This window comes from Bradyrhizobium erythrophlei (assembly GCF_042430365.1).
In the GTDB taxonomy this organism is placed as follows: domain Bacteria; phylum Pseudomonadota; class Alphaproteobacteria; order Rhizobiales; family Xanthobacteraceae; genus Bradyrhizobium; species Bradyrhizobium erythrophlei.
This window is the reverse complement of sequence record NZ_JBHMET010000144.1, coordinates 164,700-191,469: the sequence shown is the minus strand read 5'-3', so window position 1 is coordinate 191,469 and position 26,770 is coordinate 164,700. Positions and strand designations below refer to the sequence as shown.

Annotated in this window: 21 protein-coding genes; 14 read left to right on the top strand and 7 right to left on the bottom strand. The window is 58.8% G+C overall.

The features are described from left to right. Positions 1–655, top strand: a 655-nt coding sequence (locus ACFFWD_RS22455; protein WP_376968666.1) for a GDP-mannose 4,6-dehydratase, incomplete at its 5' end; no start/stop codon positions are given. After that, positions 636–1,592, top strand: a complete 957-nt coding sequence (gene fcl / locus ACFFWD_RS22450; RefSeq protein ID WP_376968665.1) for a GDP-L-fucose synthase — start codon at positions 636–638, stop codon at positions 1,590–1,592. The genes ACFFWD_RS22455 and fcl, both read left to right, overlap by 20 nt. Before the next feature lies 1 nt (position 1,593). Here fcl and ACFFWD_RS22445 read toward each other — a convergent pair whose 3' ends face one another. Next, entirely contained in the window at positions 1,594–2,436 is an 843-nt protein-coding gene (locus tag ACFFWD_RS22445) for a uroporphyrinogen-III synthase (protein ID WP_376968664.1), read from the bottom strand. A 137-nt stretch (positions 2,437–2,573) separates the two neighbouring features. Between ACFFWD_RS22445 and purU the strand changes: the two genes are divergently transcribed. After that, positions 2,574–3,437 carry a formyltetrahydrofolate deformylase gene (purU, locus tag ACFFWD_RS22440; RefSeq protein WP_376968663.1) on the top strand — a complete coding sequence of 288 codons (864 nt, stop codon included), beginning with the start codon at positions 2,574–2,576 and terminating at the stop codon, positions 3,435–3,437. A 22-nt stretch (positions 3,438–3,459) separates the two neighbouring features. Here the strand turns inward: purU and ACFFWD_RS22435 are convergent, their stop codons facing one another. The 3 genes from ACFFWD_RS22435 to ACFFWD_RS22425 all read right to left on the bottom strand — a co-directional run bounded on the left by ACFFWD_RS22435 (position 3,460) and on the right by ACFFWD_RS22425 (position 7,088). Next, the gene (locus tag ACFFWD_RS22435; RefSeq protein WP_376968662.1) at positions 3,460–4,767 is read right to left on the bottom strand and encodes an oligosaccharide flippase family protein; all 1,308 of its coding nucleotides are present in this window, start codon (positions 4,765–4,767) and stop codon (positions 3,460–3,462) included. 95 nt (positions 4,768–4,862) lie between these two features. Next, the gene (locus tag ACFFWD_RS22430; protein ID WP_376968661.1) at positions 4,863–5,885 is read right to left on the bottom strand and encodes an NAD-dependent epimerase; all 1,023 of its coding nucleotides are present in this window, start codon (positions 5,883–5,885) and stop codon (positions 4,863–4,865) included. A 45-nt stretch (positions 5,886–5,930) separates the two neighbouring features. Continuing rightward, positions 5,931–7,088 carry a glycosyltransferase family 4 protein gene (locus ACFFWD_RS22425; protein ID WP_376968660.1) on the bottom strand — a complete coding sequence of 386 codons (1,158 nt, stop codon included), beginning with the start codon at positions 7,086–7,088 and terminating at the stop codon, positions 5,931–5,933. A 323-nt stretch (positions 7,089–7,411) separates the two neighbouring features. On the opposite strand from ACFFWD_RS22425, the gene ACFFWD_RS22420 reads away from it, so the two are divergent. Continuing rightward, positions 7,412–8,683: a nucleotide sugar dehydrogenase gene (locus tag ACFFWD_RS22420; RefSeq protein WP_376968741.1), complete on the top strand. Its 1,272-nt coding sequence runs from the start codon at positions 7,412–7,414 to the stop codon at positions 8,681–8,683. 20 nt (positions 8,684–8,703) lie between these two features. On the opposite strand, the gene ACFFWD_RS22415 is transcribed toward ACFFWD_RS22420, so the two are convergent. Next, positions 8,704–9,678: a methyltransferase domain-containing protein gene (locus tag ACFFWD_RS22415; protein WP_376968659.1), complete on the bottom strand. Its 975-nt coding sequence runs from the start codon at positions 9,676–9,678 to the stop codon at positions 8,704–8,706. A 317-nt stretch (positions 9,679–9,995) separates the two neighbouring features. On the opposite strand from ACFFWD_RS22415, the gene ACFFWD_RS22410 reads away from it, so the two are divergent. The 4 genes from ACFFWD_RS22410 to ACFFWD_RS22395 all read left to right on the top strand — a co-directional run bounded on the left by ACFFWD_RS22410 (position 9,996) and on the right by ACFFWD_RS22395 (position 16,094). Further along, positions 9,996–11,078 (top strand): glycosyltransferase, encoded by a 1,083-nt coding sequence (locus tag ACFFWD_RS22410; RefSeq protein WP_376968658.1) that lies wholly within the window; start codon positions 9,996–9,998, stop codon positions 11,076–11,078. Further along, on the top strand, positions 11,079–12,926 hold the full coding sequence (gene asnB, locus ACFFWD_RS22405; RefSeq protein ID WP_376968657.1) for an asparagine synthase (glutamine-hydrolyzing): 1,848 nt from the start codon (positions 11,079–11,081) through the stop codon (positions 12,924–12,926). A 744-nt stretch (positions 12,927–13,670) separates the two neighbouring features. Next, entirely contained in the window at positions 13,671–14,957 is a 1,287-nt protein-coding gene (locus ACFFWD_RS22400; RefSeq protein ID WP_376968656.1) for an O-antigen ligase family protein, read from the top strand. 264 nt (positions 14,958–15,221) lie between these two features. Continuing rightward, on the top strand, positions 15,222–16,094 hold the full coding sequence (locus ACFFWD_RS22395; protein WP_376968655.1) for a dTDP-4-dehydrorhamnose reductase family protein: 873 nt from the start codon (positions 15,222–15,224) through the stop codon (positions 16,092–16,094). 47 nt (positions 16,095–16,141) lie between these two features. On the opposite strand, the gene ACFFWD_RS22390 is transcribed toward ACFFWD_RS22395, so the two are convergent. After that, positions 16,142–18,682 carry a hypothetical protein gene (locus tag ACFFWD_RS22390; protein WP_376968654.1) on the bottom strand — a complete coding sequence of 847 codons (2,541 nt, stop codon included), beginning with the start codon at positions 18,680–18,682 and terminating at the stop codon, positions 16,142–16,144. Positions 18,683–19,177: 495 nt separating this feature from the next. Here ACFFWD_RS22390 and ACFFWD_RS22385 point away from each other — a divergent pair, with 495 nt between their 5' ends. The 6 genes from ACFFWD_RS22385 (at position 19,178) to ACFFWD_RS22360 (ending at position 25,715) form a co-directional block, all read left to right on the top strand. Then, the gene (locus ACFFWD_RS22385; protein ID WP_376968653.1) at positions 19,178–20,212 is read left to right on the top strand and encodes a polysaccharide biosynthesis protein; all 1,035 of its coding nucleotides are present in this window, start codon (positions 19,178–19,180) and stop codon (positions 20,210–20,212) included. Between the two features lie 63 nt (positions 20,213–20,275). Continuing rightward, the gene (locus ACFFWD_RS22380; protein WP_376968652.1) at positions 20,276–21,640 is read left to right on the top strand and encodes a hypothetical protein; all 1,365 of its coding nucleotides are present in this window, start codon (positions 20,276–20,278) and stop codon (positions 21,638–21,640) included. Positions 21,641–21,753: 113 nt separating this feature from the next. After that, a complete protein-coding gene (gene wecB / locus ACFFWD_RS22375; protein ID WP_376968651.1) occupies positions 21,754–22,836 on the top strand; it encodes a non-hydrolyzing UDP-N-acetylglucosamine 2-epimerase in 1,083 nt (360 codons plus the stop codon). Positions 22,837–22,896: 60 nt separating this feature from the next. Further along, the gene (locus ACFFWD_RS22370; protein ID WP_376968650.1) at positions 22,897–24,111 is read left to right on the top strand and encodes a glycosyltransferase family 4 protein; all 1,215 of its coding nucleotides are present in this window, start codon (positions 22,897–22,899) and stop codon (positions 24,109–24,111) included. Between the two features lie 99 nt (positions 24,112–24,210). Then, positions 24,211–25,158, top strand: coding sequence for an NAD-dependent epimerase/dehydratase family protein (locus ACFFWD_RS22365; RefSeq protein ID WP_376968649.1), 948 nt, complete (start codon positions 24,211–24,213; stop codon positions 25,156–25,158). Then, positions 25,155–25,715, top strand: coding sequence for a sugar transferase (locus tag ACFFWD_RS22360; RefSeq protein ID WP_376968648.1), 561 nt, complete (start codon positions 25,155–25,157; stop codon positions 25,713–25,715). The genes ACFFWD_RS22365 and ACFFWD_RS22360 overlap by 4 nt, the downstream gene beginning before the upstream one ends. A gap of 154 nt (positions 25,716–25,869) precedes the next feature. Here ACFFWD_RS22360 and ACFFWD_RS22355 read toward each other — a convergent pair whose 3' ends face one another. Beyond that, positions 25,870–26,736 carry an NAD-dependent epimerase/dehydratase family protein gene (locus ACFFWD_RS22355; protein ID WP_376968647.1) on the bottom strand — a complete coding sequence of 289 codons (867 nt, stop codon included), beginning with the start codon at positions 26,734–26,736 and terminating at the stop codon, positions 25,870–25,872. Positions 26,737–26,770: the final 34 nt, after the last annotated feature.

Genomic DNA, 26,770 nt, shown 5'->3' with positions numbered 1-26,770 from the left:
CCTCGTCCAGGAAGTGCCGCAGAAGGAGACGACACCGTTCTATCCGCGCTCGCCCTATGGCGTGGCCAAGCTCTATGGCTACTGGATCACGGTGAACTACCGTGAGGCCTACGGCATGTTCGCCTGCAACGGTATCCTGTTTAACCATGAGAGCCCGATCCGCGGCGAGACGTTTGTCACCCGCAAGATCACCCGTGGCGTTGCCCGCATCGAGGTCGGTCTGGACGACCGGCTCTATCTCGGCAATCTCGAGGCCAAGCGCGACTGGGGTCATGCCCGCGACTATGTCGAAGGTATGCACAAGATCCTGCAGGCTGACGTGCCTGAGGATTACGTGCTCGCCACAGGCGAGACGCGGTCGGTGCGCGAATTCGTCGAACTGGCCTTTGCCGAGGTCGGCAGGACCATCGAATGGCGCGGCAAGGGGGTGGAAGAGATCGGCGTCGACAAGGTATCCGCCAAGACCGTGGTGCAGATCGATCCGACCTATTTCCGCCCGACCGAGGTCGATCTCCTGATCGGCGATGCCAGCAAGGCGCGGGCCAAACTCGGCTGGGCGCCGAAGACGCCATTCGGCCAGCTCGTAAAGGAGATGGTCGAGAGCGATCTCGCCGAGGCCAGACAGGACGCCGCCAATGGCAAGCACGCCGTTTGAGCTAAAGGGCAAGACGGTCTTCGTCGCCGGCCATCGCGGCATGGTCGGCTCGGCGCTGATGCGCCGGCTCGCGCGCGAGGGTGCGGAACTCCTGGCGGTGTCGCGAAGCGAGGTCGATCTGCGCGACCAGGCGGCGGTGAACGAGTGGTTCGCGGCAAACCGGCCGCAGGCGGTGTTCCTTGCCGCTGCGAAGGTCGGCGGCATCGTTGCCAACAACACGCTGCGCGCCGAATTCCTCTACGACAATCTGGCGATCGCCGCCAACGTGCTCCAGGCCGCTCATACATTCGGATGCGAGAAGCTGATGTTCTTCGGTTCCTCCTGCATCTATCCGCGGCTGGCGCCGCAGCCGCTGCGTGAGGATTCGATGCTGACCGGGCCGCTGGAGCCGACCAACGAGCCCTATGCGATCGCCAAGATCGCCGGCATCAAGATGGCGGAGGCCTATCGCAGCCAGTATGGCGCCGACATTATCAGCGTGATGCCGACCAATCTCTATGGTCCCGGCGACAATTATCATCCCGAATACAGTCACGTCGTCGCCGCGCTGATTCGCCGCTTCCACGAGGCCAAGGTGTCGGGCGTGACCAATGTCGTGGTGTGGGGGACCGGCACGCCGCGGCGCGAATTCCTCTATGTCGACGATCTCGCCGATGCCTGCATCCACCTGATGAAGACCTATTCGGCGCCGGAGCTCGTCAATATCGGAACCGGCAAGGATATCACCATTGCCGAGTTTGCCCGGGTCGTTGCGGCGACCGTCGGCTATCACGGCGGAGTCAGCTTTGATACGTCACGGCCGGACGGCACGCCGCGCAAGCTGCTCGACGTCAGCCGCCTCGCGAAACTCGGCTGGCGCGCGAGCACTTCGCTCGAACACGGCATCAAGCTCGCCTATCAGGCTTATCTGACCGAGACGAAGCAGGCTGTGGGGTAAATTACCTCGCCGCCGCCCGCGGGGGATTCTTCGATAGTGCTGCCGCCATAGCCGAGATCAGCGGCTTCATGAAGAAGGCGTCGTTGGCCGGCGAAATGTCGATACGCAGGCCCTGCGAGCGAAGCTCGCCGTCAACAGCCGGTCCGACCGATGCGATCGAGGTGCGGCTCAGCCCCTCGCGGAGCCCGTCCTCGCGGCCGTGCGCCCGGGCGGTTTCGACGAGGCGACGCACCTGACCGAGATTGGTGAATGCGACGGCGTCGACCCGGCCCTGTGCCATCTCGTCGATTGCGGCGATGATGTTGGCGTCGGCTGTCTGCTCGTCGTAGACATAGGGCAGTACGGTATCGACCTCGGCGCCTTGGGCCGTGATCGCGCCGATCAGCGTGCCGTGATCCTTATCCGGATAGAGCTGCAGGCCGACCCGGTGACCTCCGAGGTCGAGCTTCGACAGCATTTCGGCGACGCCTTCCGAGGTCGGCTTCTCGGTCGTCATCTGGGGTTCCAGCCCAATCTCGCGCAGCGCCCGGCCCGGCTTGGGGCCGCGGGCGAATTTGCGCGCCTTGGCGAGGCTTTCGATAAACTCCGCCTCGACGCCGAGCCGCCGCACCACCTTCATGAGGCGGCGCAGGCCCTCGCCGGTCATCAGCACAAGATCATCCAGCGGACGTTCGATCGCGCGCCGGATCCAAGCCTCGACCGGTGCCGGGTCCGGCGCATCGTGGATGGTGAACATCGGGCATTGCAGCACGTCCGCGCCCTGCTCGGTGAGCAGGCGGGAGAACTGCGCCTCCTCGCGCGTCTCCAGGATCAGAATGCGGTAGCCGTTCAGTCGGTCAGCCATGATGGTGCTCTAACAAATATTGCCGTCTTTTGTTCGATTTGAACCCCACGGCGGGATTGGCGCAAGGCCGCCCGCGGTGATAGACGAGGGCCGAAAAATCGCCATTCCAGTTCCTGCCCAAGTTCTGGTCAATCTGCATGCCCGATCATCAATTCGTTCTCACCCTTTCCTGTCCGGATCGCCCCGGGATCGTCTCCGCGGTGTCGACCTTCCTGGCCCATAATGGCCAGAACATCCTAGACGCCCAGCAGTTCGACGATATCGAGACTGGGAAATTCTTCATGCGGGTGGTGTTCACCGCGGCCGACCTTGCGGTCGAATTGTCGGCGCTGCAGACGGGCTTTGCCGCGATCGCCGAGCGCTTCGCCATGGAATGGCAGATGCGCGACCGCGCCAGCCGCCGCCGCGTGATGCTCCTGGTTTCCAAGTCCGACCACTGCCTGGTCGACATCCTCTATCGCTGGCGCACCGGCGAGCTGGAGATGATCCCGACCGCGATCGTCTCGAACCATCCGCGCGAGACCTACGGCTCAATCGATTTCGGCGACATTCCGTTTCACTACCTGCCGGTGACGAAAGAGACCAAGCGCGAGCAGGAAGACGTGGTGTGGAAGCTCGTCCAGGACACGCAGACCGATCTTGTGGTGCTGGCGCGCTATATGCAGATCCTGTCGGACGAGATGTCGGCGCGGCTGTCCGGCCGCTGCATCAACATTCATCATTCGTTCCTGCCGGGCTTCAAGGGCGCCAAGCCCTATCACCAGGCGCATGAGCGCGGCGTCAAGCTGATCGGCGCCACCGCGCACTACGTCACAAGCGACCTCGACGAGGGGCCAATCATCGACCAGGACGTCGAGCGCATCAGCCATCGCGATACGCCCGACGACCTCGTCCGCAAGGGCCGCGACATCGAGCGCCGCGTGCTGGCGCGCGCGATCCGCTACCATCTCGCCGACCGCGTCATTCTGAACGGCCGCAAGACCGTGGTGTTCGTGGATTGAAGGTGCCAGCAGGCTCTCGTGCTCAAGGCAAGGACGGCGCCATCGCGCGTGACGAGGATCGCAGCGACCCCACGGCCTTTGCGCCGAGCCAGTAGGCACCACATAGATTGACGATTGAGCCGGCGACGTGCGCCAGAATCGCCGCCTGCAGTCCGTATTCCGTGGTAAACGCGGTGACGATGACAAGCATGGTCACGTCCCTGGGCAGCAAGGTCGCGAAGATCGAGCTCCACATCCGGCTTGCCGCCTGGATTCTCATGTAAAGGGTGACAGCAACCGACTCCGCAACCGCTGCGATCATGATCAGTTGCAGCTCGAAGCTTGCCCCCGCAAAGCTTCGCCCGAAGATGGCCAGCACTTCCTTCGCAAAGACGGCGAAGAACAATCCGGCAATGGCGGCGAAAGCGAACGCCGCGATCGAGCTGGTTCGAAAGACGCGCATCGCCACGTCGAGCTGTTGCGCGGCGCAGGCCTTTTCCGCTGACGGCTGCAGGGCGATGGAGATGACGGAAGCCGGCAGCACGATCAGCGTCTTGAGCATGATGAGTACGCTGTAGGATGCGACGTCGGAAAAATTCTGGGTGTTCCGCGTGAGGATGGTGGGGATCAACCACAGGGTCGGCAGCGTGACGAAACCGGCAAGGCCAGCCGGAATTTGAAATCTGGAGATTTCGCGCGCAATCTCACGGTGCATCTTTCGCCACGAGAAACGTCGAACTTGCATCCCTCGCAGGCATAGCAGCGTCACGGCGCCCATGATCAGACAGCGAAGCGTCGAACCCACGACAAAGCCCCAGATTGCGCTGGTCAGGTCGCCCGTCCAAGCACCGGCCGTCACGGTCGCGACAAAGAGCAGGCTCGACAGCGCGGAGGAGATGGCGAGTTCACGGAAGCAGTGAAGGCCCTGCAGCAGTCCGCCCAGGAAGACCATCCCGATCAGCCCGGGCACGGACAGGGAGGCGATCGCCAACGGCCACGCCAGCGAAGGCTCGATGAAGACGCTGTGTGCCAGAAAGCCGGACGTCAGCGCGAGAATGCCAAGGCCGAACAATCCGCTGGCGAACGTGAACGCGCCGCAAATCCAGATGACCGAGAACAGCTGTTCCTGGTCGCTGACATAGCGCGCGACGAATTTCGAGGCTGTCGAGCCGACGGCGAATTGCAAGATGCTGGCGAAATAGAAGGCCGTCAGATTGACCAGCGAATATTTTCCGTAAGTCGCGTGATCGAGTAGCTTGATGACAAGGAAGTTGCTGACGAAGGTCGATCCCTGGTGGCTGAATGTCGCCACCGCGTTCCAGGATGAATGTCGAAGTAGGGGTCTCAGCACTGGATCGATGCCGGCGCGTTAAGGAGGGTTGGTGTCGCGTTGCGGCCCATCCGATCGTCTGCCGTCTCGAAGATGATCATATCGCGACCTGCGATCTAGACCTTGAAATATTGACGATACCATTCCACGAAGCGGGCGACGCCGAGCCGCACGGGTGTGTTAGGGCGATAGCCGACGGCGTCCATGAGCGCGCTCACGTCGGCGTAGGTGCTCGGTACATCTCCCGGTTGCAGCGGAAGGAGCTCCCGGATGGCCTTCTTGCCGAGTGCTTCTTCGATCGCCGCGACATATTCGGTGAGGTGGACCGGTGAGCTGTTGCCGATATTCAGCACGCGGAAGGGAGCGTTGCTGGTGGACGGATTCGGCGAATCGCTGTTCCAGGCCGGATCCGGCTGCGCGATGTCGTCGCTTGCTCTAACAACGCCCTCGACGATATCGTCAACATACGTGAAGTCGCGGACGTGCTCGCCATTGTTGAACAGCCTGATGGGAAGCCCGGCCAGAATGTTCTTGGTGAACAAGAACAGCGCCATGTCCGGCCGTCCCCACGGCCCGTAGACGGTGAAGAAGCGCAAGCCGCTCGTCGGTAGTCCGAACAGATGGCTATAGCTGTGCGCCATCAGCTCGTTGGCGCGCTTGGTCGCCGCGTAGAATTGTAGCGGATGATCGACGCCCTGACGCTCGCTGAACGGCATTGCGGTATTGGCGCCGTAGACGCTGCTCGTGCTGGCGTAGGTCAGATGCTTGACGTTGGCGTGTCGGCAGGCTTCGAGAATATTGGTAAAGGCAACGATATTGCTCTCGACATAGGCGTGCGGATTTTCAAGGCTGTAGCGCACGCCCGCCTGCGCTGCGAGATGAATGACCCGGTCGAACGGACCGTCGGCAAAGCAGGCTTTCACAGCAGCAGGATCAGCAAGATTCACCCTGTGAAACCGGTATTCTCCAGCGCTCTGGGTCGCGGATTGCTCGAGCAAGGCAAGCCGAGATTCCTTGATCTCGGGTGAATAGTAATCATTTACGACATCGGCACCAACGACCGTGTCTCCGCGCTGAAGCAGATAGGTTGCGACGTGGAATCCGATGAAACCAGCATTGCCCGTTACCAAAACTCGCATCTTGTCATCAACCCTTGAAGTATCAACTTCGTTGGAGCGCAGACTTCACCCTGCTACCGGCTCCTGATGTTCCCGCACCACGGTCTCCAGGAAGCTGAAGGTCTCCTTCGCGCATCGAGACCACGAAAATTTGGACGCCGCCGCGAATGCCGCGGATGCTTTCTCGGCGCGTAATTGAGGCTGTGTCGCGAGTTCCCTCACAGCGTTCGCGATGCTTGTTGCGTTTTCCGGATCAAAGTACACGCCGTCGTCACCGAGCATTTCCGGCATGGGGCCGCGGTTGGAGCAAGCGATTGGAAGTCCGGCGGCCATGCTTTCAATCAGGATATTGGGCATATTCTCACAGCTCGACGCGAACACGCAAATATCTGCCGCCGCGTAGCATTTGTGGATTTCCTTATAGTCCATGGCGCCCCAGTAGCGGATGAACTGGCCTTCTCCGTCCACCCTGGCCAAGGCGTCCGTCAAGCGCGGCAGGGTGCTGGCTCTCGCCGAACCGTATAGATCAAGGCGCAGCGGGAGGCCTTCCTGATGCAGCCGACCGACGGCGTCCACGACATGCCACTGGTGTTTGAACTCGTCAATTGTGGAGACGTAGACGACACGCAGCGGATTCGATGCCGTAAATTCCTCAGCAGTTCGCTGACGGCGAGGCGGCATGCGAAAACGGGTATTGACGCCGTGCGGAATGATGATGGTCTTCCCTTTCAGGGATCCGGTCACTTTCGTGACCGCGTCGAATGCGTAGTTCGTGAGAAAGATGGTCCCGTCCGCGCGCTTGAATGAATCGCTCTGGCTCCAGCGCAAAAGCGCAAGCTTGAGAGTGATCGTTGAAAAGCCAAATCGTCTCAATTCGCTCCATTCGAATGGGAGCATGTTTCGGCTCATGGTCACCGCCGGCTGGAACCTTGGCACGATCGATCCACCCGGCGCGAACAACAGATCCGCCTTTGCCTCGCGCAGATATCGGGGGAGGGTCCGACGTTGCCAGGCGAGACGTCTTAGCAGATGACCCTCGAGCGCCGGGTCCGTCCGCTTCTCGATCCAGGGCCTCTCCTCGATGCGTGCAAGCGTCGCTGAGCTTGCCCACACGATGATCTTTTCGAAGCCGTGAGAGGTCGGATCGGCCTGTCTCAACAGCTCGACGAGATGTGTGATGCCTCCGCCGATGCTTAAATTGGATGCGTCAATTGCGAGACGCATTGCGCGTTGAGGAGGGTCCGGCCTTACCGGCGCCATTCGGTTTTGCTCACGATCGACGATTGTCTGGGTTTGCACCCCGGAGCCGCTTTTATTCCGCGGAATCTCTGATTGTAAAGTCGATTGGGCGCAGGGAGTGTGTTCCCGATGCTCGGTCTCTGCGTTTTTTCCTTGAGGATACAGCTGCGCGGAGCCCCGGACCCTAGAGACCTCACAAGAGTGGAGGATTTCGCCGATGGGCGTCGCTCAAGTTGACGCGAGGGACCTGCGCCGCTACTAGAACGGCCCTCGAAGTCATCGCCAGAGGAGCGAGATTGCATCGGACAATCCGAAAAGTTGGAGTGGTCGGTCTCGGCTATGTTGGACTCCCTGTGGCGCTCGCCTTCGCTAAGGCAGGCGCCTTGGCCGTCGGCTACGACATCGATGTAGGCAGGGTTGAGGAACTGCAGCGGTACTTCGATCGCACCTTGGAGAGCAGTGAGGCGGATCTGCGCTCGGTCAATATGCCAGTGAGTGCGGACCCGGCCGATTTGAAGGCTGCCGATTTCTTCATCGTGACCGTGCCGACTCCAATCGATGCTGCCAATCAGCCGGACATGTCGATCGTTTTCGCCGCGTCGCGCACCGTGGGCAAAGCACTAAAAAAGGGCGACATCGTCGTCTATGAATCGACCGTTTATCCCGGCGCCACGGAGGAGGACTGCGTTCCGATCCTCGAACGCGAGTCCGGCCTGAAGTGCGGCGTCGATTTTCATGTCGGCTACAGCCCCGAGCGGATCAATCCCGGTGATCATCAGCATCGCTTCGAGAGTATCGTCAAGGTTGTTTCGGGGCAGGACGCTGCGACGCTCGACGTCGTCGCGCAGGTCTATGGCGCGGTGGTCACCGCCGGAATTCACCGGGCGCCCTCGATCAAGGTGGCCGAAGCGGCAAAGGTGATCGAAAACACCCAGCGCGACCTGAACATCGCGCTGATCAACGAACTCGCGTTGATCTTCCGGCTGCTCGACATTGATACTTCGGATGTGCTTGCAGCTGCGCGCACCAAGTGGAATTTTCTCGGCTTCACGCCGGGGCTCGTGGGCGGCCACTGCATCGGCGTCGACCCGTATTACCTGACGCATCGCGCGGAACGCGCCGGCTATCATCCTCAGGTGATCCTGGCTGGCAGGCGTGTGAACGATCAGATGGGCGCGTGGGTCGCGCGCGAGTGCATCAAATATCTCCTCGCTGGCGGAAGCGGAAAGACCGTCGTCATTCTTGGCGTCACGTTCAAGGAGAACGTGCCGGACATTCGCAATTCCAAGGTCGCCGGCATTGTCTCGGAACTTCGTTCATTCGGCGTCGATGTGCACGTTGCCGATCCGTTGGCCAAGCCCGCGGAATGCGAGCACGAATATGAGATAAGGCTCACGCCGATCAAAGATCTTCCGCCCGCGGATGCAGTCATTCTGGCGGTAAGCCACGAGGAGTACAAACACGGGGGCTGGCCGCTGCTCCTCGAGCGCTTGAAGGGCGGCAAGGGCCTTGTGATGGACATCAAGGCCGTTCTCGATCGGGCCGGTGTCCCAGCCGGCGTAAAGCTCTGGCGGATGTGAGCGGGAGCTAGCTTACCCGTTCAGGCGGCGCTAGCGGGCCTCCGGCCGCGGCCCACAATGCCGTTGGGGCCGTATACGACGACGATGTCGGCAAAGCCTGCGTTCTCGAACCACCGCCTGACCGTCGCTAGCGTTTGTGGGTGGTCGTGCGCGGGCGAATACATATCGAATGTATCAAGAACGGCCCAATGAAGCGCGAGATCCCGCGGAAGTTTAAGTTCGGGATACTGCACGATCGGCAAAAGGCGCAGGCCGAACCGCCCGAGGATGCGATAGAGGAAATCAGAAATAGGAAGAAGCGCCGGTGTCACGCTTTCGATCAATCGGTAGAGCTTCTTGCCATCCATTCGCCGGGTGATCGGGCGCAACAGATATTTCCAGGAGAGTAGCGACCGCAGCCGAGCCGCATAGACGTCAATGACGAGCTCTCCGCCGGGACGGACGCAGTCGGCGAGGCACGAGAACGATTTTTCTGGATCCGGCGTGTGTTGAATGACCCCGAGGCACATGACCTTGTCGAACGAGCGCGGGCGAACAGGAAGGTCGAGGAGGCTCGCCTGAGCGATCAGCAGATTGGCATTCTGGCCGTTGCTGCGGTAATTAGCATCCACCGCGGACGAAAGATCACATGAGATGATCGTAGCCCCGGTCGTGACCAGGACTTCTGTGAAACGACCCGCGCCGGAACCTGCCTCGAGGATGGTCTGCCCGGAAAGGTCGGTGGGCCACCTGCTGGCCTCAAACAGCCGGTTCCGCGATATAGGCTTACCTGTAAAGCTGTCGAGCTGCGTCCCGGCATGAAGGTTCCACTGAAAGCCGAATGATTCGGCGTAGCCGCTGTCCGGCACAAAGCGTGCTACATCGCGCACGATCGGAAAGCTTTTGGCGCAATTGCTGCACACGAGGTGCGCGTCTTGCGCTGCAAGCCCTCCGGTCTTGCACGCGGTGCAGACGAACAAGTCAAGCTTTTCCCGCAAATTCTCGATGGTCGTCATGATCCGTGTAGCCTATGGATACAGCCGAGCGGGGATGTTATGGACAACCCCCGATTGGTGCGGTCGTACCCGCTTGCCGAGGGGTGCTAGGATTGTTTTGACGTCGTGTCCAGCCCATTCGATCAGAGTTGGTCCGGACCCATCATCGGGAGCTGGACGAGAGCGGCTAACCGCCGCTTCGACGATCGCTCAATGAAGCCGGCGAATGAGGGCACCGACTTCCGAAAGTAGCCGAGCAGGCTGCGCGTTCAAAGGGAAATTTCATCGATGGTGCTGGCTTGGTACCCCGTCGGTTTGACGCCAGGGAGTAGGAGGGCATGTTAACGGTCCTTCATCTCATTCCCACGCTTGAAGGTGGTGGCGCCGAGCGTCAGCTGAGCATGCTTGCTGCCGAGCAGGCGAGACGCGGATTCCGTGTTCATGTGGCTGTCCGTCGTCGCGGCGTGCATGCGCAGGCGATGAGGGACGGCGGCGTGGAGTTGCACGATCTCGGCAACTGGCGGAGTGCAAATCCAAAACTCTTCTTCGCGATCCGCAAGACGCTGCAGCATATCAAGCCTGAAATTGTGCAAACCTGGTTACCGCAAATGGACATCCTGGGAGGCATTGCGGCCATTGAGAAACGGACCGCGTGGATCATTTCCGAACGAGTTTCGAAGGGTTATTACTCCGAGGTGCCCCTCGTTGCTTCGTTGAGACTTTTTCTCGGTCGGTTCGCATCGGCAATTGTCGCCAATTCTGTTGGTGGCGAGGAGTATTGGCGGGAAGCCCTTCGACATCCCGCACGACTGACCACTGTACTGAATGCAATCGATTTTGATCGCATTCACGGCGTCACCGCTCAGCCCGAAGTGTCGATTCGGAGGCCTTTGCTGTTGGCCGTGGGTCGATTTACATCGCAAAAGGCGCTAGAAGTCATTGTTCGCGCAATGAAAAACCCAAGCGTGCGGAACTTGGCGAACATCCTGATCATGGGTGAGGGACCAGAGCGCCCTGCGATTGAAGCAGAAATCGCGGCGGCCTCGCTACAGGGTTGTGTGGCAGTCATGCCTTATCAGCCGGATTGGTGGAGATGGCTGAAAGTCGCTGATGGGCTTATCAGTATGAGCCGTTATGAAGGCAATCCGAATGTCGCACTCGAGGCTATGGCGGGCGGCTGTCCGGTGATTCTGAGCGACATACCAGCTCATCGCGAGATAGCTGATGATTGTTCCGCTCTTTTCGTGCCGGTTGACGATGTACAAGCGCTCTCCGCTGCAGTGACGGAATTCGTTTCCGACAAGGAAAAGGCGTTACAAAGGGCCAAGTGTGCATCTGTGCGGGTAGGCTCAAGGACGGTCAAGACGATGGTGGACGCGTATGACTCTATCTACGCCGACGTATTGAACGGGAAGAACTAAATGTGCGGGATCATTGGTATTGCTTCGTGCGCTGCCATCGGCAATCGGGAGTGGCTGAGTGCCGGACGCGATGCAATGGCGCACAGGGGGCCGGACGATAGCGGCCTTTGGTGGTCGCCCGATGGACATGTTGGATTGGGGCAGCGACGGTTGTCCATCATCGATCTGTCGCCCGGCGGGCATCAACCGATGTTCCACCAAGCGGGCCGCCTGGCCATCGTATTCAACGGAGAGATCTACAATTATCTGGACCTTCGCGATCTCTTGAGGGCGAAGGGGCACAAATTCGTCACCCAATCCGACACGGAAGTTATCCTGGCGGCCTACGCTGAATGGGGTACCGATTGTCTCGCGCATCTGAACGGCATGTTCACCATCGCGCTCTATGACAATGCGAGAAGGCAATTGTTCCTCGCCCGAGATCGAGCGGGTGAAAAGCCGCTATTCTATGCGACGGATGGCAAGGAAGTTAGGTTTGCCTCTGAGTTGAAGGGGCTGATGGCGGATCCCGCCTTCACTCGTGCCATCGATCCAGCTGCGCTCGATTGCTTCCTGATGATGGGGTATGTGCCCGGTGGAGCCTGCATCCTGAAGGGTGTCAGGAAGCTGCCACCCGCTCACGCGTTCACATTCAACCTGGAGACTGGAGACAGCAAGGTCTGGCGCTATTGGAGTCTGCCTACTGCCCCCGAAGTCGACGATAAGAACGATGAGGTGCTGGTCGAAGAACTGGAAGTACTATTGGCAGACGCGGTGCGACGCCAACTCGTTGCGGATGTGCCGGTCGGAGTTTTGCTGAGCGGCGGCGTCGATTCCAGCCTCGTTACGGCGATGGCAGTTCGGGCTTCTCCGCATGTCAAGACGTTCACCGTCGGCCTTGAGGGCTACAAGCAATATGACGAGGCAGAATTTGCGCGCCTTGTCGCAAACCATTTCGGAACCGAGCATATCGAGCTTTATGCTGGCGATGCGAGTCCTGATATCCTGCATCTGCTGGCGCGGCAATATGACGAGCCGATATTCGATTCTTCCATGATCCCGACCTTTCTCGTGAGCGAGCTGGTCCGGCAGCATTGCACGGTTGCGCTTGGCGGGGACGGTGGCGATGAATTATTCGGCGGCTACGAACAGCATCGACGGGTCCTGCTGCTCGCAGCGAAGTTTGGGCGAATTCCTTTGGCCGCCCGCAAGCTGGCAGCCGTAGCTGGCGACGCCGCTTTGCCGACTGGCTTTCGGGGACGCAATTGGATCGGAGCGCTCGGTGTGGATTACAAAACCGATCTCCCATCGGTGGCCAGTCATTTTGTCGCGAGCGAGCGACGTGCGCTGATGGGATCGAATTGGCAGACGCCGGCGGACGAAATTCGAAAGGCGCGTATTCCCCGCTCGGTGGATCTGTTGCAACGGAACACCCGAATGGATTTTGAGAATTATCTACCAGAAGACATATTGGTGAAGGTGGATCGCGCGAGCATGTTGGCGTCGCTCGAGATGAGAGCTCCGCTCCTAGACTTTCGGATCGTGGAGTTTGCATACGGACGCGTGCCCAGCCGGCTAAAGGCCAATCCGAGAGAGCGAAAGATATTGCTGAAGCGTCTGTGCGCAAAGATCATGCCGCCAGAATTCAACGCAAATCGAAAGCAGGGATTCTCCATCCCGTTGCCTGCATGGCTCAAGGCAGGATCCTGGCGCAGCTTTGTTTCCGATGTTCTGCTCGATCCGAAGTGTATATTCGACAGGCGTGCCATTCGCGATCTGATCGAGGGGCACGGGGGAAAGCGCAACAATGCTGAACGGTTGTTCGGACTAACTGTCTTTGAACTCTGGCGGCGCGCTTACAATATATGAGGGGTGGCAGGCGTGCTTGGAGTCGAGCCGACAGGAACGCGTTCAGCATTTCGAATGAGCGGGTGGACGAGATCACGGACGATAAAGGCCGCATTTACCGGGTTCGTCCTGTATTTCGCGTTAGCGGCCTATCTGAAATACTCCTACGTCCCGGTTCCAGATACGATGCCGCAGTACGAAAGGTTCGGTTCCGCGGGGTACGCGTTCATTGCAAGAGATCCTACGCTCGATCAGATTGGCGACTCGACGGACAATATGACGCGATCTCTTGTGATGCTGTTCGAAGATGAGAGGCCGCTTGGACCAGCGCATAGCGCCCATTCAGACATCCGAGATATCGGAAAAGGGCGGTTTTCACATTGGCGCGGGATCGGTGTGATCTTCTCAGCAAGCGACAATACGAACCCGAATAGGAACCATCGACATTATACGATCAGGGAGCAGAAGTGATCCAACTCTCGGATCAGTGGAACCGTCTAGTGAGGTTAGATTGGATTGCTCACGCCTTTCAGGCTCCGTGGAGTGGCCTCGAAGTCCGTGTCTTCTTGTTGTCGATCATGGTCTTTCTGCTTGGCGGATACTTTGCCTATATCGAGCGGAGGGATCGCGAGTGAGTGCTTCTTTTGTTTGTTGGAACCACGTTCATCAGTTTCCGGTAGCAGATATTCGGGTGCACCGCGATGCACGACTTGTCCGCCGCTCGTCCCTAGGTGATATTCCAGTCGTCGGGACGAGCTTACGGTCATGATCGCAGCTGCCAAGTCTTTTGTCTGGGCGTTCTTCATTCTGATCGTAGACCAAGCTGTCACGGTCATGTCCTCCAAGTACGGAATTGCCATCAAGCCAGTCTATTTCTACACGGTCATTGCGCTGGGGCTTCTGATCTCCGCGCTCTTGATCGAGAAGGGCGACCGTTCCCTGCTCACGGACAAGGCATTCTTTCTTTCGTTCCTTGGGATCGTCTTGATTGGCATAATTATGTACCGCGGCGAGATAACCGGGCCGGACTTCGGCGCCATGGTTTCGTATCCAGCCAATGTCCCATCCCATATTGGCTATGTCGTGTGGCCAGCATTAAATCTCGCCGCCAGCGCCGGTCTTTATCTGCTGGCGCGCCGCGCCGCTTTCCGGTCAACGATTGTTGTGGCTGCTCTCGCTGCTCTTGTGCTCCAGATCGGCACGATGGAAGCTGATATGTGGTGGGCGGCTCTTTTCGGAGATGCGAACGGTCGAGCTGGGGGGCTCGCCCAAAATGCGAATGTCGCAGCATTGCTGGTGACTGTATTGGCCTCCCTCACGATCTCCACACGTATAGCGCCCTACGCGGTGATGTTGACCCTGGCGGGTGTTGCGCTGACTCAGTCCAAGACAGGTGCCCTCATCGCGGGGATCTTGCTTCTCTGCCTTCTGTGCTCAGATCGGCGTGCGTTGATGAACAGACGCGCGCTGGCTTTTGGGGCCGGGGTCGCATTTCTGCTGCTTGGAACCGTCCTTTTCTCTCCAGTTCTCAACCCGTCGCCTCAGGTGATCGCCGAGGCCGCATCCAAGGTCGTTCAGCCGGACTCGCACCAACTTCCAGCCGCCAAGCTCGACCGTCCCCTTAGCCTGGAAGCGCGGATTGAAGCTCGGACATCATTGGATGAATCTGCTTCGCTTCGCTGGTCAGCGATCGGGTTCTTCCTGGGACTGCTAAAAGAGCATCCGTTTGGCTTGGGTACGGGATTCACCAACAAGTTCGCTACGGGACCGCACAACACTTTCCTGAAGCTCGCCGTCGACAACGGCGTCGTTTCCTCCCCGCTACTGTTGCTTCTTTTGAGTGCGGCGACGTGGCGCGCCTACGTCACCAGATCGGCTCAGCTGACCTGCCTGTCGTTGATCGCATGGGTGGCGTCGATGCTCTATCACACATTCATGGTCGATCCGATCACGCTGCCGGCGCTTGCAGCCAGCCTCGGGATTGCTGGGTCGAAGGCCATAGCTGTCGCGGGGGAGTCTCGCCTCGCAGCGGCATCGGAACCGGCGCTCTAACTGTCCGTTTGTCAAACGGTCCGAGGCGTGCTGTCGCGTCGGTTGCGGAAGGTTCGTCAGATTTAAGGCTCTTGCCTCGGTTGAAGCCCGTAGGGCGACCAATATTTGACGCTCTTGAAATTGTTTTGCCATTAGCGATCTTGACGGCAAGGCATGTGCCTGATTGAACAGACCGAGCCCGTTTCCTCAGCTGCCGGATGGACATGGTTGTCAAGGCCATCTGCAACCGAGCAGTGGGGTGGAGCCTGGATATCGAAGACAGCCATGATTGATAACGAGCGCAAGAAGATACTCGTTCTGGGCGCATCCGGTATGCTTGGCAATGCCGTGCTGCGCTATTTTGTCAAACGGGGAATTCATTCGGTTGCGGGTACAGTAAGGTCGCAGGCGCGCAAGAACTTGCTTCCCGCTGAATTGCAGCAACATGTGGTGATCGGGGTCGACGTCGAAAATTTCGATAGCCTCAGTCAGGTATTTGCCGATCTCCACCCGGACGTCGTGATCAACTGCATTGGGCTCGTCAAACAACTGGCAGCTGCGGACGATGTGTTCTCGGCGCTACCGATCAATTCACTGTTGCCACACCGCCTGGCGCGGCTTTGCGCGATGTTGGGCGCACGACTGATTCACGTTAGCACCGATTGCGTTTTTTCCGGCGACAAAGGCATGTATCGCGAGGAGGATTTCTCCGACGCGGGAGATTTATACGGGCGAAGCAAATTTCTCGGGGAAGTCGATTATCCTCACGCGATCACTCTCCGCACGTCGATTATCGGCCACGAGCTCGATAGTGCCCATGGCCTTGTCGACTGGTTCCTGGCCCAGAAGGGCCGTGTCTTTGGCTACACCAAGGCGGTGTTCTCTGGTTTGACAACAAATGAGCTCGCGCGCGTGATGCACGACTTTGTCATCCCGTGCGGCGAATTGCATGGCGTTTATCATGTCTCGGTTGACGCGATCGACAAGTGCGCGCTGCTTCGACTGGTTGCCGAGGTATACGGGAAAGCTACGGAAATCACGCCGGACGACAGGGTCGTAATCGACCGTTCGCTCGACTCCACGCGCTTCAGGACTGCGACCGGTTACAGACCGCCAAGCTGGCCAGATCTGATTGCCGGAATGAAGCAATTTGGTTGACGCACGGGCGGCCAGCGTCCCCACGGTTCCGCACTGCGATGAATCGTCTAGGGGGCAGCTATTTGATACAGCGCATATTTGTTATTCTTGAAGTCCAGTCGCCAGTCCGGTGGAACCCTTTTGGTCGCGGCAACTACGGCGTAGAAAGCGCTATAGGTACGCTGGGTCGCCACAGTGTGAGGAGAGCGGCGTCCCTCCAGCACGGCATTGTTTGTCGCGAGGACCTCGTCAAGCTTTTGCTTGTTCTGTCTTAGCTCGAAATTCGTAACGTAGGACGACAGGTACAGCTGTCTTTGACCGGAATAGGCATAGGTATTCCATCCACCAAGAACATGCTCCGTTTCGTCGACTTGGTCGGTGAAGATCAAGGCGTCCTTCGGAGTGCGCTCGCGCACAACTGACCAGATTTCCCTCAAGGCGGGCGTGAGCGGTTCGTTCTCAGTCAGATGCCAGCCCGAGTCGGCTATGATCGAACCGCGCGCCACGCCGATCAGACCGAGCGCGGTAACCGTCAATGTTGTCGCGGCGACAGACGCAGCTCGCAAGGTCAAGTGCGCCTTGCCGGCGATCGGGTCGGACGCAGCCAGGACCGCAGCCAGGGAGGCCCCGCCAACGCAGATGATCCACGCAATGCCGCTGGATGCACTGGCCGGATCTGCAAGGGTCACCGCTGGCAGTGACAATGCAAAGGCGGCCAGGCCTAGCGTTCGCGCAAGCGTTGATCGGGGACGGTGCGAAACCAGTATGAGGCCGAGCACAATGCTGACGCATACAAAATTGACCTGAAGGACGAACGAGAAGCTGATGAACGTCGCTATTCCAAGCGAAAGAGACAAGGCAATCGGCCAGTCTGTAGCGATCCACGCTGCCGCGACCATCAATACTGCTCCAGCGTCGCGACAGGCAAAATACCATCGTGGTATGCGAAAGCTCTCGGGGCCGACAGTGGCTGTGGCCGCGAAGACTGGCACAAAGTGCATCAACATTGCCGCGCTGTAGAAGCCGAAGACAGCTGCGATGCCAAAAAGGGTCAATCGCGCCGCACGTGACAGCGTGCGAATTCGCCACCAGATGCCGCTGGCTCCGAGCGGAACAAGCACGGCAGCGGTAACGATCTTTGACAGCAGCGATCCGCCCAGAGCGGACAGCATGGCAGCCGCCGCCCACGTGGACTTATGCTGACCGCGCTCCGCCATCCACCAAACTGAAATGGTCAGAGCCGGGACGAACACCATGGGAATGCTTTCTGCGACCCAGTATGGATATCGAGCGGCGACGACGACGGATAGCGTCAGAAGCAGAACGTCAAATCGGTTGATTGAGCGTGGCGCGCGATCTGCGACGTAGAGGTGAAGCATAAGGGCGCTTAGCAAAACGTAGCATGTACCGCCGCTCGCCAGCAGAAAGAGAAACGGATCGAAGTGGGGAAGATAGAGCAGGGCGGCCCCAAGCGCTGAGAAGAGAGTGTTGAAGTAGCCCGTGCTTCCGGCGTTGACATAGCCGAGATCGAACTGCGGATAAGCTTGGCTGGCAAGTGACCAGATACGTCCTGCGTAGAATGACAGGTCGCCCGAGGGCGATCCAGACAATGTGCCGGTTGGTCCGTGCCAGAGCAGTGCCAGCCAAGCTCCGAAAGCAACGGAGAAGGGAGCGATGCAGATGGCGGCCCTCAGAATGGCGGTGATCTCCTGACGGGGAGGGCGCCAACTCACCAGAGGAGCGAGACTGGCAATCCACAAGGCAAACGCAATCATACGCCCTCCGGGCATGACGAGCGCGAGCGCCAGGAGAACAGCAAGTATCACAAGTCCGAGGGGAAACGCAGGTATCAGGACTTGTGGGAGGCTGCTGTGTCGGTGTTGCAGCATCAGTCGGACGATGCCCGCACCGGAAGCCCAGATTCCGGTCGAAACCAGGCAGCCGAGAATCGTGTGTTGTAAAACCTGGAGGACCAGAGCTCCATCCTTTGGCGCCCCGTCTCTTGCAAGGACGATCGTACCGAAAGCACCAAATGACGTGAGGCTTGCTAGCAGGACGATCATGACGGGAAGTCCCACAACGAGCAGCGCGGGCCGTCTTTGCAGGAAGGAGGCGAGGTCCTTCCGGAACAAGATCACGAATGCCAAATCGGTGAGCGTCAAGAGCCCTATGAGCAGAAGCTGCAGGCGCGGCTTTAGCTCCATTGGAGCCGCGATGGAGTAGACCCGACCATTTGTACGGGGGTCCGTGCCGTCACTCGCAGAGAAAATCAGCGCGCCGTCCCAATGAGAGAACCTGCCGCCGCCCATTTGCCTGATATCGGCGTGGACCGAGTGGGCAGGTCCTAGTGTGCGGCCCTCCTCGAAGAGCGCAAGTCTCGATGCGGACGGTGATGCGACGGAATCGGTCGAAGGGCGATAAAGGCGGCTTGCGCCAGCGCCCAAGGATGCGGAATAGGCCTTCCCGATCTCTAGCTGGATCTGGTTTGGAGGGATCGCGAAGGAAACGTTAGGTGTAAACCAGAGAAGCCAGCAAAAGCCCAAATTTGCAATGACTAGAGTGGTGATTGCCGCGGGAAAGAGCCGCCCGAACGGACGCGAGATGCTCAAAGTTCTGGCCTCGTGAGCGATTTAGCAGTCGGATTCGTCAAAAGCTTGCGATTGAGGCGGTAAAGGGGCGAGCCGCGCGGAACACGCGGCCCCAAAAGTGCGCCTTAGCCTGCTGGTAGCAGCTTCCAGCTGGGCTGCAAATCGCCACTGGTGAACAAAATTGCATATCCATTCCATTATGCACTTGTTTGGATTTCCGCCGGGCAATAGTTTGCCGGCGCAGGGGAAGCGGCACCACCGACGCGCACCTTCGGCTGCTGAAGGGGCCGGACGCTCGGCGACTGGTTCCTCGAAGACACTGCTTTCCCCGGGGTGGTCGAGTGGATCGGGACGCGGTTTGGGTGGCGGGGTACATCGAGCCGATTGTCTATGGGCCGCGCGAAGCCGATCGTTCACCTGTTGAGGATTGAGTCGCCAGAAGGGCGGTCGGTGGTCTGACCGGTCTTGGACGGTCGACTTGATCTTTTGCGACGAATTTAGTTCGACGAGGGTATGATGTTTCGGGACAAAGTTGTGGCGATTACCGGAGGCACCGGATCGTTCGGGCAGCACATCCTCAAGGGATTTCTCAAGACGGATGTCGCCGAAATCCGAATCTTCAGCCGCGACGAGAAGAAACAAGAGGAGATGCGGTCCACCCACAACAACGCGCGGCTCAAGTTCTATATCGGCGACGTTCGCGCCTACGACAGCATTTACCAGGCCCTCAAGGGCGCGCACTACGTATTTCACGCGGCTGCGCTGAAGCAGGTGCCATCCTGTGAATTTTATCCGCTGGAAGCAGTGCGGACTAATATCCTGGGTACCGAGAACGTGATGGCTGCGGCCATTGCAAACGGCGTCGAGAAAGTCGTTGTGCTTAGCACCGACAAGGCGGTGTACCCGATCAATGCCATGGGGCAGACCAAGGCGTTGATGGAGAAAGTCATGGTCGCTAAATCGCGCAGCCTTTCGTCAAGCGAGACGCTGTTATGCGCGACGCGATATGGCAACGTGATGGCCTCTCGGGGGTCGGTCATTCCTCTGTTCGTGTCCCAGATCAAGGCGGGCAAACCGCTCACGGTCACCGACCCGCAGATGACACGGTTCATGATGTCGCTGGACGACTCAGTCGACCTGGTTCTTCACGCTTATGGACATGGACACCAGGGGGACATTTTTGTGCAGAAGGCGCCGGCCGCCACGATCGGCGATCTCGTGCAGGCGTTGAAGGAGATCTTCAATGCCAGCAATCCAATTCAAGTAGTTGGAACCCGTCACGGCGAAAAATTGTATGAATCCCTCGTCTCACGCGAGGAAATGGCGCGCGTTGAGGACATGCGGAATTACTATCGCATCCCGGCCGACAACAGGGATCTCAACTATGCTATGTATTTCACGGATGGGCAGCCAGAAATAGCAAATCTGGACGACTATACCTCGCATAATACGCGACGGCTAAATCTCGTTGAGCTGAAGGAGCTGCTTCTTGGGCTTGAGTTCGTCCAGAGGCAACTTCGCGGGGCAGAGACAGGTGTTTCCGAAGTTTAGTTGGTCGATGTCCGGTTCAGGCGAGGCCGCGCGAGACGCTCGGGTGCTTCATCACGACGTTCGATGTTCAATTCGGCAGATAACAAGGTGACTCGACCAATCGAGAGCAATCCCGCGCGCGCTCGGCTAGCTTTGCTGATCGGTCTCCATATCGCTGTCTGCTGCGTATCGCTCGTCGTTGTCGCTAGATATGATTACCTGCTCGGCACAAGTCCGGGGGGCGCCTTCACCTTCTACCCTCCAGCCCTCCATATTTTTTTCGACCCGTCGCGCCTCCCGATTGTCATTGCTGCGATCGCAGCGTTCGGACTTGTTGCCTCTCTTTTTGTAAAGGCACGCTTCAGCTTCGGGTATTTCGCGGGGTTCTATTTCTATACGATGGTCCTTGGCTTCGTGTGGCTGAACTTCTTTTCGGACCTGAATTATGATCACCGCCTGGCTGGCCTTTCGGCCGTAACGTCCATTGTTGCGTTTCTGCTTCCCGCGCTCTTCATTTCGTCGCCGCTTCGGCACGAGATCAAACTGTCGACTCAGGCATTCGACCGAATTCTGTTGTTCATATTGCTTCTGGGAATCGGGACGATCGTAGTCGGCGCCATCTACAATTTTCGGATCGTCGCGCTCAAAGACATGTATCAGTTCCGCGACAAGATGTCGGCTCCGGTCATCGTAAACTATGCGGTCACATTCTTCTCGGATGCTCTGTTGCCTTTCGCGTTCGCCGGTTTCATTGCGCGAAAAGCGTATTGGCGCGCGGGCGCCGTTCTGTGCCTGTTGCCCTTGTTCTATCCTATCGTGCTGAACAAGATCGCCTTCTTTACGCCGATGTGGCTTCTCGTTGTCCTCTTTCTGTCGAGGGTCTTCGAGGCACGAGTTGCCGCCGTGCTGTCGCTGTTCGTGCCGCTGCTCGGCGGACTGATGTTGCTGGCATCGCTGAACACGGCCGCTGCGCCGGTCTTCTACATCATCAATTTCCGACAGTTCGCCATACCTTCGCTCGCGATGGACGTCTACAACGACTTCTTCTCGCGGCACGATCTCACCCTTTTCTGCCAGGTCTCTGTCCTGAAGGCGATAACGTCTTGCCCCTATCGAGAGCAGCTATCGATCGTGATGGAGCGAGCGTATGGCATGGGAAACTACAATGCCTCCTTGTTCGCCACGGAAGGCATTGCGTCGATCGGTCCCTTCTTCGCGCCTCTTGCAGGTTTGGCATGTGGGTTCATCGTTGCGATCGGAAATCGTCTGTCGGCGGGATTGCCCGCGAGCTTCATTCTGACGTCAGGTGCCATTCTCCCTCAGATCATGCTCAATGTGCCGCTGTCGACGATGTTGCTGACGCACGGCATGGCGATCACGTTCTTGCTCTGGTACCTCACGCCGCGTACGATATTTGATCGCGAGGCTCGGACTGGGGCTGCCGTTTGATGGCCAGGGAGCGGGCGATTTTGCCAGAAGTCTCGATTTTCCCCTAGGGCGCGGTGTGATAAGACCGCGCCCATCGAGGCTCGTCTCAGGAAGGTAACAGGGAACTACGCACGATGAAGGTGATGTCAATTTTCGGCACGCGTCCGGAGATGATCAAAATGTGGTCGACCCTGAAGAAGCTGGACGAGTACAATTTCGATCATGTGATGGTTCATACGGGGCAGAATTTTACCCCCGAACTCCGCGACTTCTTCTTCAAGGATCTCAAGCTCAGGAGCCCGGATTATGAGCTGGACATCGACACCTCGGGCTATGGGCCGGAAGTGGCGGACGTGATCCGCAAGTCGGATGCCCTGATGGAAAAGGAGAAGCCCGATGTGCTGCTCACGCTTGGCGATACGTATAGTGGCCTCAGCGTGCTGCCGGCGGCGCATCGAGGCGTCAAGATCTTCCACATGGAGGCTGGGCTTAGGGCATGGGACAGTCGGATGCCGGAGCAGCGCAACCGCATCCTGATTGATCATGTCAGCAACGTTCTGTTGCCGTACAATCGGTATCATCGGGAGAACCTTCTGAGGGAAGGCATTCATCCGTCGAAGATCATTGTCACCGGTAATCCGACCTTTGAGGCGATGCGAGCCTTTGCGGAGGATATCGATCGAAGCAATATTCTCGAACGCCTGCGGCTCGAGCCGAAAAACTACATTCTGGTGACCGCGCACCGCAGCGAGAACGTAGATGATCCCGCAAATCTCGCGAATATCTTCAAGGCGCTCGGCATGCTCAGCGAACGTCTCAAGCGCGAGATTATCTTTCCGATGCACCCGCGCACAACCAGCAAGCTGAAGAATGTGCGGGTGCCAGAGAAGGTCCGGATCATGGCGCCGCTCGGCTTTTACGATTTCAACTGCCTGTTGAAGCAGTCGCTCTGCGTGCTGTCGGATTCGGGCACTGCAGCGGAGGAGGGCCTGTTCTACAAAGTCCCCAACGTGAGCCTACGCATGGCGACCGAGCGGGTCGAGACTCTCGAGAGCGGCGCAACCATCGTCTCCGGCATGGAGCCCGAGAACATCGTCGAGGCAGTGACGCTGGCGGTCAGCCTGCCATGGAGCGCGCGCTATGAGCTGGAGGAAAACTATTCGCCGTCCTCCGTCGTTGTGAATGCGATCCGAACGAAGATCACAAATTTCTTCTGAGGCGCTGCCTTGGCCGGCCCGGGACCTCCGAGCTGCCGGTTCAATTCTTGAAGGCCGGAGATGGATCGCAGTTTGCTGATTGCGATAATTTCGACTGATTATCCACCGCTGCGGACGTCCGCAGCGGTGCAGTTGAGGGATCTCGCACAGGAATTTGTCGCCCTCGGACATCGCCCGATCGTCATCGTTCCATCTCCGATGCCGGACAGTTCATGGACGATCGAGCGGCTCGACGGCGTCGAGGTGTTGCGCCTGGCTGCGCCGGAAACTCGCTCCTCATCATTCGTACGGCGCGCCATCGCGGAAATGTGGCTGCCGTTCGCAATGCTTCGCAACATGCGGCGCAGCCCCTTTGCCGCCGAGAAATACGACCTCCTGGTGTGGTATTCGCCACCGATCTTCTTCGGTCCGTTGATTGCAGCGCTCCGACGCAGATTCCGACCCCGAACTTATCTGATCTTGCGGGATATTTTTCCGGAGTGGGCCCTTGATCTGGGTCTAATTAGAAGGGGACCCGTCTACTTCTTCTTCAAGGCGGTCGCGGCAATGCAATACATCGTTGCCGAAGTCATAGGAGTTCAGACGCCGTCCAATCTTGCCTACCTATCGCGCTGGGCGCGGCCGTCACGCCGCATCGAGGTTCTGCACAATTGGCTCGCGATCGAGCCCGCCATCGGCTGCAGCATCGTGCTCAAAGACACCGCGTTGGCTGGCCGAAAAATCTTTGTCTACATCGGTAATTTGGGCGTCGCTCAGGGCGCTGATATTTTGCTGGAGCTAGTCGATAGTTTGCGACAACGAGATGACATCGGCTTTGTTTTTGTGGGGCGCGGCTCCGAGTTTGCACGGCTCAAGGACGAGAAAGCGTCTCGAAAGTTGAACAATGTGCTCTTTTTTGAAGAGATCGATTCCTCTGAAATCCCGGGCTTGCTTGAGCAATGCCACGTAGGCTTGGTGTCGCTTCATCCAGACCACAAGACGCATAACATCCCCGGTAAATTTGTTTCATATGTTCAGTATGGCGTGCCGGTGCTCGCGCGGGTGAATGCCGGGACCGACCTGCAGCGGCTGATTGAGGATGAGCAGGTTGGCAAGGTCTACGTTGGGAACTCCGTGAGCGAGTTAAAGCAGCTTGCGGAACAACTTGCAGACGACGAGCGTATGCGGTACGCGATGTCCCGGAGGGGGAGGGAACTGGGGCGGTCCATGTTCTCGCCGAAGGCTGCAGCGGAGCAAATCATTGGGTCGTTGATCCCACCTGTAGGGAAGGGTTGACAGGCCTGGTTCAACATCCATAGGGCCTCCGGCGTGGACTCAAATTGGAACGTGGTGACACGCGAGGGTCTGTCGCTTCATCGGCGGACGAGTGACGGGATGTCGTTGCGGATATTGGTGACCGGCTCTTCTGGCTTTATCGGGTCGGCCTTGATCTCCGCGCTTGCAAACGTCGGCTATTCGGTCAGGGCCGCATCTCGCAGACGAACGGCGATTGCTGATTTGGCCGGTGTAGAATGGATGGAGTTGCCCGACCTTGAGGGTGGGGTCGATTGGGGGCCACTCCTAAGCGGTGTGAACGTCGTCATCCATCTCGCAGCCATCGCCCATCGTAGCCACATCGACAGCGGCCAGTACGCGCGGGCAAACCGTACAGCAACGGCACACCTTGTGCGGGAATGTGCGAATCGTGGGATCAAGCGATTGATCTTTATGTCCTCGATCGGCGCTCAGGCGGGTTCGGCGGCTGATCATATCGTCACAGAAAAAGACGTGCCGTGTCCCGTGACGGCCTATGATCGGGCAAAGCTCGCTGCCGAGGAAGAAATCCGCCGCCTCGGCGTGCCGTTCACCATTCTGCGTCCGGTTATCGTCTACGGTCCTGGGGCCAAGGCGAATATCGCTATGATCGCGCGGATCGCAGCGCTGCCTCTGCCGCTCCCCTTCGGCGCGTTCAGGAATCGGCGATCATTGCTATCTATCGATAATCTGATTGAGGCTGTGATGGTCTGTCTCAACAATCCCGAAACGATCAACCGCACCTTCATCGTTAGTGATCCTGAGCCGATTTCTCTGGCGGACATGCTCTCCACGTTGCGCGCTGCCGCCGGCCGTCCTTCAAATCTAATTACGGTGCCGCCGGTGGCGGTCAGAGCCCTGATTTTTGCAGCTGGCCGCAAGTCGCTATGGGACCGGATCGGGCGAGAGCTGGTTGCGAGTTCGGCCGATCTTCAAAAAGTGGGTTGGTCGCCCAAAGTCGAGACGAGAGACGGTCTGCGCGCGATGGTGAAGGCAACCATATCGCTCCAGCGGGATCATGCTAGATGAAGCGTATACTTGACGTGGCGGCCTGCTCACTCGTTCTAATGTTTCTCTGGCCGGTTCTGCTCGTCGTAGCGGCTGCCATCCGGCTGGAAAGCCGGGGGCCTGCGATCTTCAAGCAAAGTCGCGTCGGAAAGGACGGACGCGAATTCACCTGCTACAAGTTTCGCACGATGTTCTCTGGGACCGGCGATATTCCGACGCACGAGGTCTCTGCCTCTGCGGTCACGACGCTCGGAGGCTACCTGCGTCGCTTCAAGATCGATGAACTGCCGCAGCTTTTCAATGTGTTGGCTGGTGACATGAGCCTCGTTGGCCCGAGACCGTGTTTGCCGTCTCAGGTCGAATTGGTGCAAGAACGGCGGCGGCTGGGCGTGCTTGCGGTGCGTCCCGGTATTACCGGTCTCGCGCAGGTCAGGGGCATCGACATGTCGAACTCCGGCCGTCTGGCCGAAGTCGACGCGCAATACGTCCGTACCCAAAGTTTCGTGGGCGATCTTAAACTGCTTTGGGCGACACTTCGCGGGCAGGGGGTTGGGATCGACCAGGTCGTTCGAACCTGACGCGCAAAGCGGATAGGATCGCTCCCGCAGTTAGGCTTTGGATGCGCTTCAGAAGCGCGTGCCACAGTGGCTAGACTGGCCTGCACAAATCCCGTTCAAGTTCTCTTGGACTTCAACGGTCGCTTTACCCGGGACGGGGGGAAGCTCGAGCAGCTTAGTTGAAGACCGGTCGGAAGCCCCGTGGTCGCCAGCCGAAATCCCGTGCGGCGGGCGTCGAATCAAACGTCATGTCCTTCATCATGCGGATACCCATCGCGACGTTCGCGCTGGGAAAGAGCGGTTTCGCGAAGCGAAAGCCGGCGCGCCAAAGCCACGGCGGGACGTAGATCAGTCGCCGCGGCCTCCCCATGCCGTCGAAGACCCGGCCCATCATCTCCCGATAGGTCAGTGTTTCAGGCCCTGGCAACGAATAAATCTTGTTGGCCGCCATCGGGCTCGCAGCCGCGTCGATGGCGCCAATTGCCAAATCTTCGGCATGCACCGGCTGGCGCAGGCCGCGCGCTCCACCGACAACCGGCATGAAGCCGAAGCGACGAATCAGCCGTGAGAGCGGAGTGATGTTGGTATCGCGCCCTTCGGCGTAGATCAGGGTCGGGCGCAAGATTGTCCAGTCGATCTGATGTCCTTCGCTCACCGTAGCGATTGTCTTCTCGGCCGCCGTCAGTTTTTGGATCATCTCCCGTTCATCAGCAACTTCGGTGTTCTGCTTGGTCAGGACGCTGGTCGAGCTGAACGCCACCACACGCTTCACCGACGGGCTGAGGATGAAGGGCAACGCCTCCGCCAGCAGGATCGCCTCGGCGGTGCAGTATAGAGTCGTGAATGGCGGGAATCTGAGCGTATCGGGCTGTTGCAGGTCGGCCTGCAGCCATTTTACGGCAGCGTTGTTGCGCGGTGACCGGGACACGGCCAACACGCGCTCGCCGCGACGGACAAGGTGTTCGACAATATACCCGCCGACGAGTCCGCTTCCGCCGATAACGAGGCTTGTCGTCGGCTCGTTTGCTGTTTTGACGTTCATCGTTCCAGCTCAACTCAAGGCCATCCGCCATTCG

Coding starts and splice junctions, on each gene's coding strand:
- fcl (WP_376968665.1), top strand. CDS start 636: ATGGCAAGCACGCCGTTTGAGCTAAAGGGCAAGACGGTCTTCGTCGCC.
- ACFFWD_RS22445 (WP_376968664.1), bottom strand. CDS start 2,436: ATGGCTGACCGACTGAACGGCTACCGCATTCTGATCCTGGAGACGCGC.
- purU (WP_376968663.1), top strand. CDS start 2,574: ATGCCCGATCATCAATTCGTTCTCACCCTTTCCTGTCCGGATCGCCCC.
- ACFFWD_RS22430 (WP_376968661.1), bottom strand. CDS start 5,885: ATGCGAGTTTTGGTAACGGGCAATGCTGGTTTCATCGGATTCCACGTC.
- ACFFWD_RS22425 (WP_376968660.1), bottom strand. CDS start 7,088: ATGCGTCTCGCAATTGACGCATCCAATTTAAGCATCGGCGGAGGCATC.
- ACFFWD_RS22415 (WP_376968659.1), bottom strand. CDS start 9,678: ATGACGACCATCGAGAATTTGCGGGAAAAGCTTGACTTGTTCGTCTGC.
- ACFFWD_RS22410 (WP_376968658.1), top strand. CDS start 9,996: ATGTTAACGGTCCTTCATCTCATTCCCACGCTTGAAGGTGGTGGCGCC.
- asnB (WP_376968657.1), top strand. CDS start 11,079: ATGTGCGGGATCATTGGTATTGCTTCGTGCGCTGCCATCGGCAATCGG.
- ACFFWD_RS22400 (WP_376968656.1), top strand. CDS start 13,671: ATGATCGCAGCTGCCAAGTCTTTTGTCTGGGCGTTCTTCATTCTGATC.
- ACFFWD_RS22395 (WP_376968655.1), top strand. CDS start 15,222: ATGATTGATAACGAGCGCAAGAAGATACTCGTTCTGGGCGCATCCGGT.
- ACFFWD_RS22385 (WP_376968653.1), top strand. CDS start 19,178: ATGTTTCGGGACAAAGTTGTGGCGATTACCGGAGGCACCGGATCGTTC.
- ACFFWD_RS22380 (WP_376968652.1), top strand. CDS start 20,276: ATGTTCAATTCGGCAGATAACAAGGTGACTCGACCAATCGAGAGCAAT.
- wecB (WP_376968651.1), top strand. CDS start 21,754: ATGAAGGTGATGTCAATTTTCGGCACGCGTCCGGAGATGATCAAAATG.
- ACFFWD_RS22370 (WP_376968650.1), top strand. CDS start 22,897: ATGGATCGCAGTTTGCTGATTGCGATAATTTCGACTGATTATCCACCG.
- ACFFWD_RS22365 (WP_376968649.1), top strand. CDS start 24,211: ATGTCGTTGCGGATATTGGTGACCGGCTCTTCTGGCTTTATCGGGTCG.
- ACFFWD_RS22360 (WP_376968648.1), top strand. CDS start 25,155: ATGAAGCGTATACTTGACGTGGCGGCCTGCTCACTCGTTCTAATGTTT.
- ACFFWD_RS22355 (WP_376968647.1), bottom strand. CDS start 26,736: ATGAACGTCAAAACAGCAAACGAGCCGACGACAAGCCTCGTTATCGGC.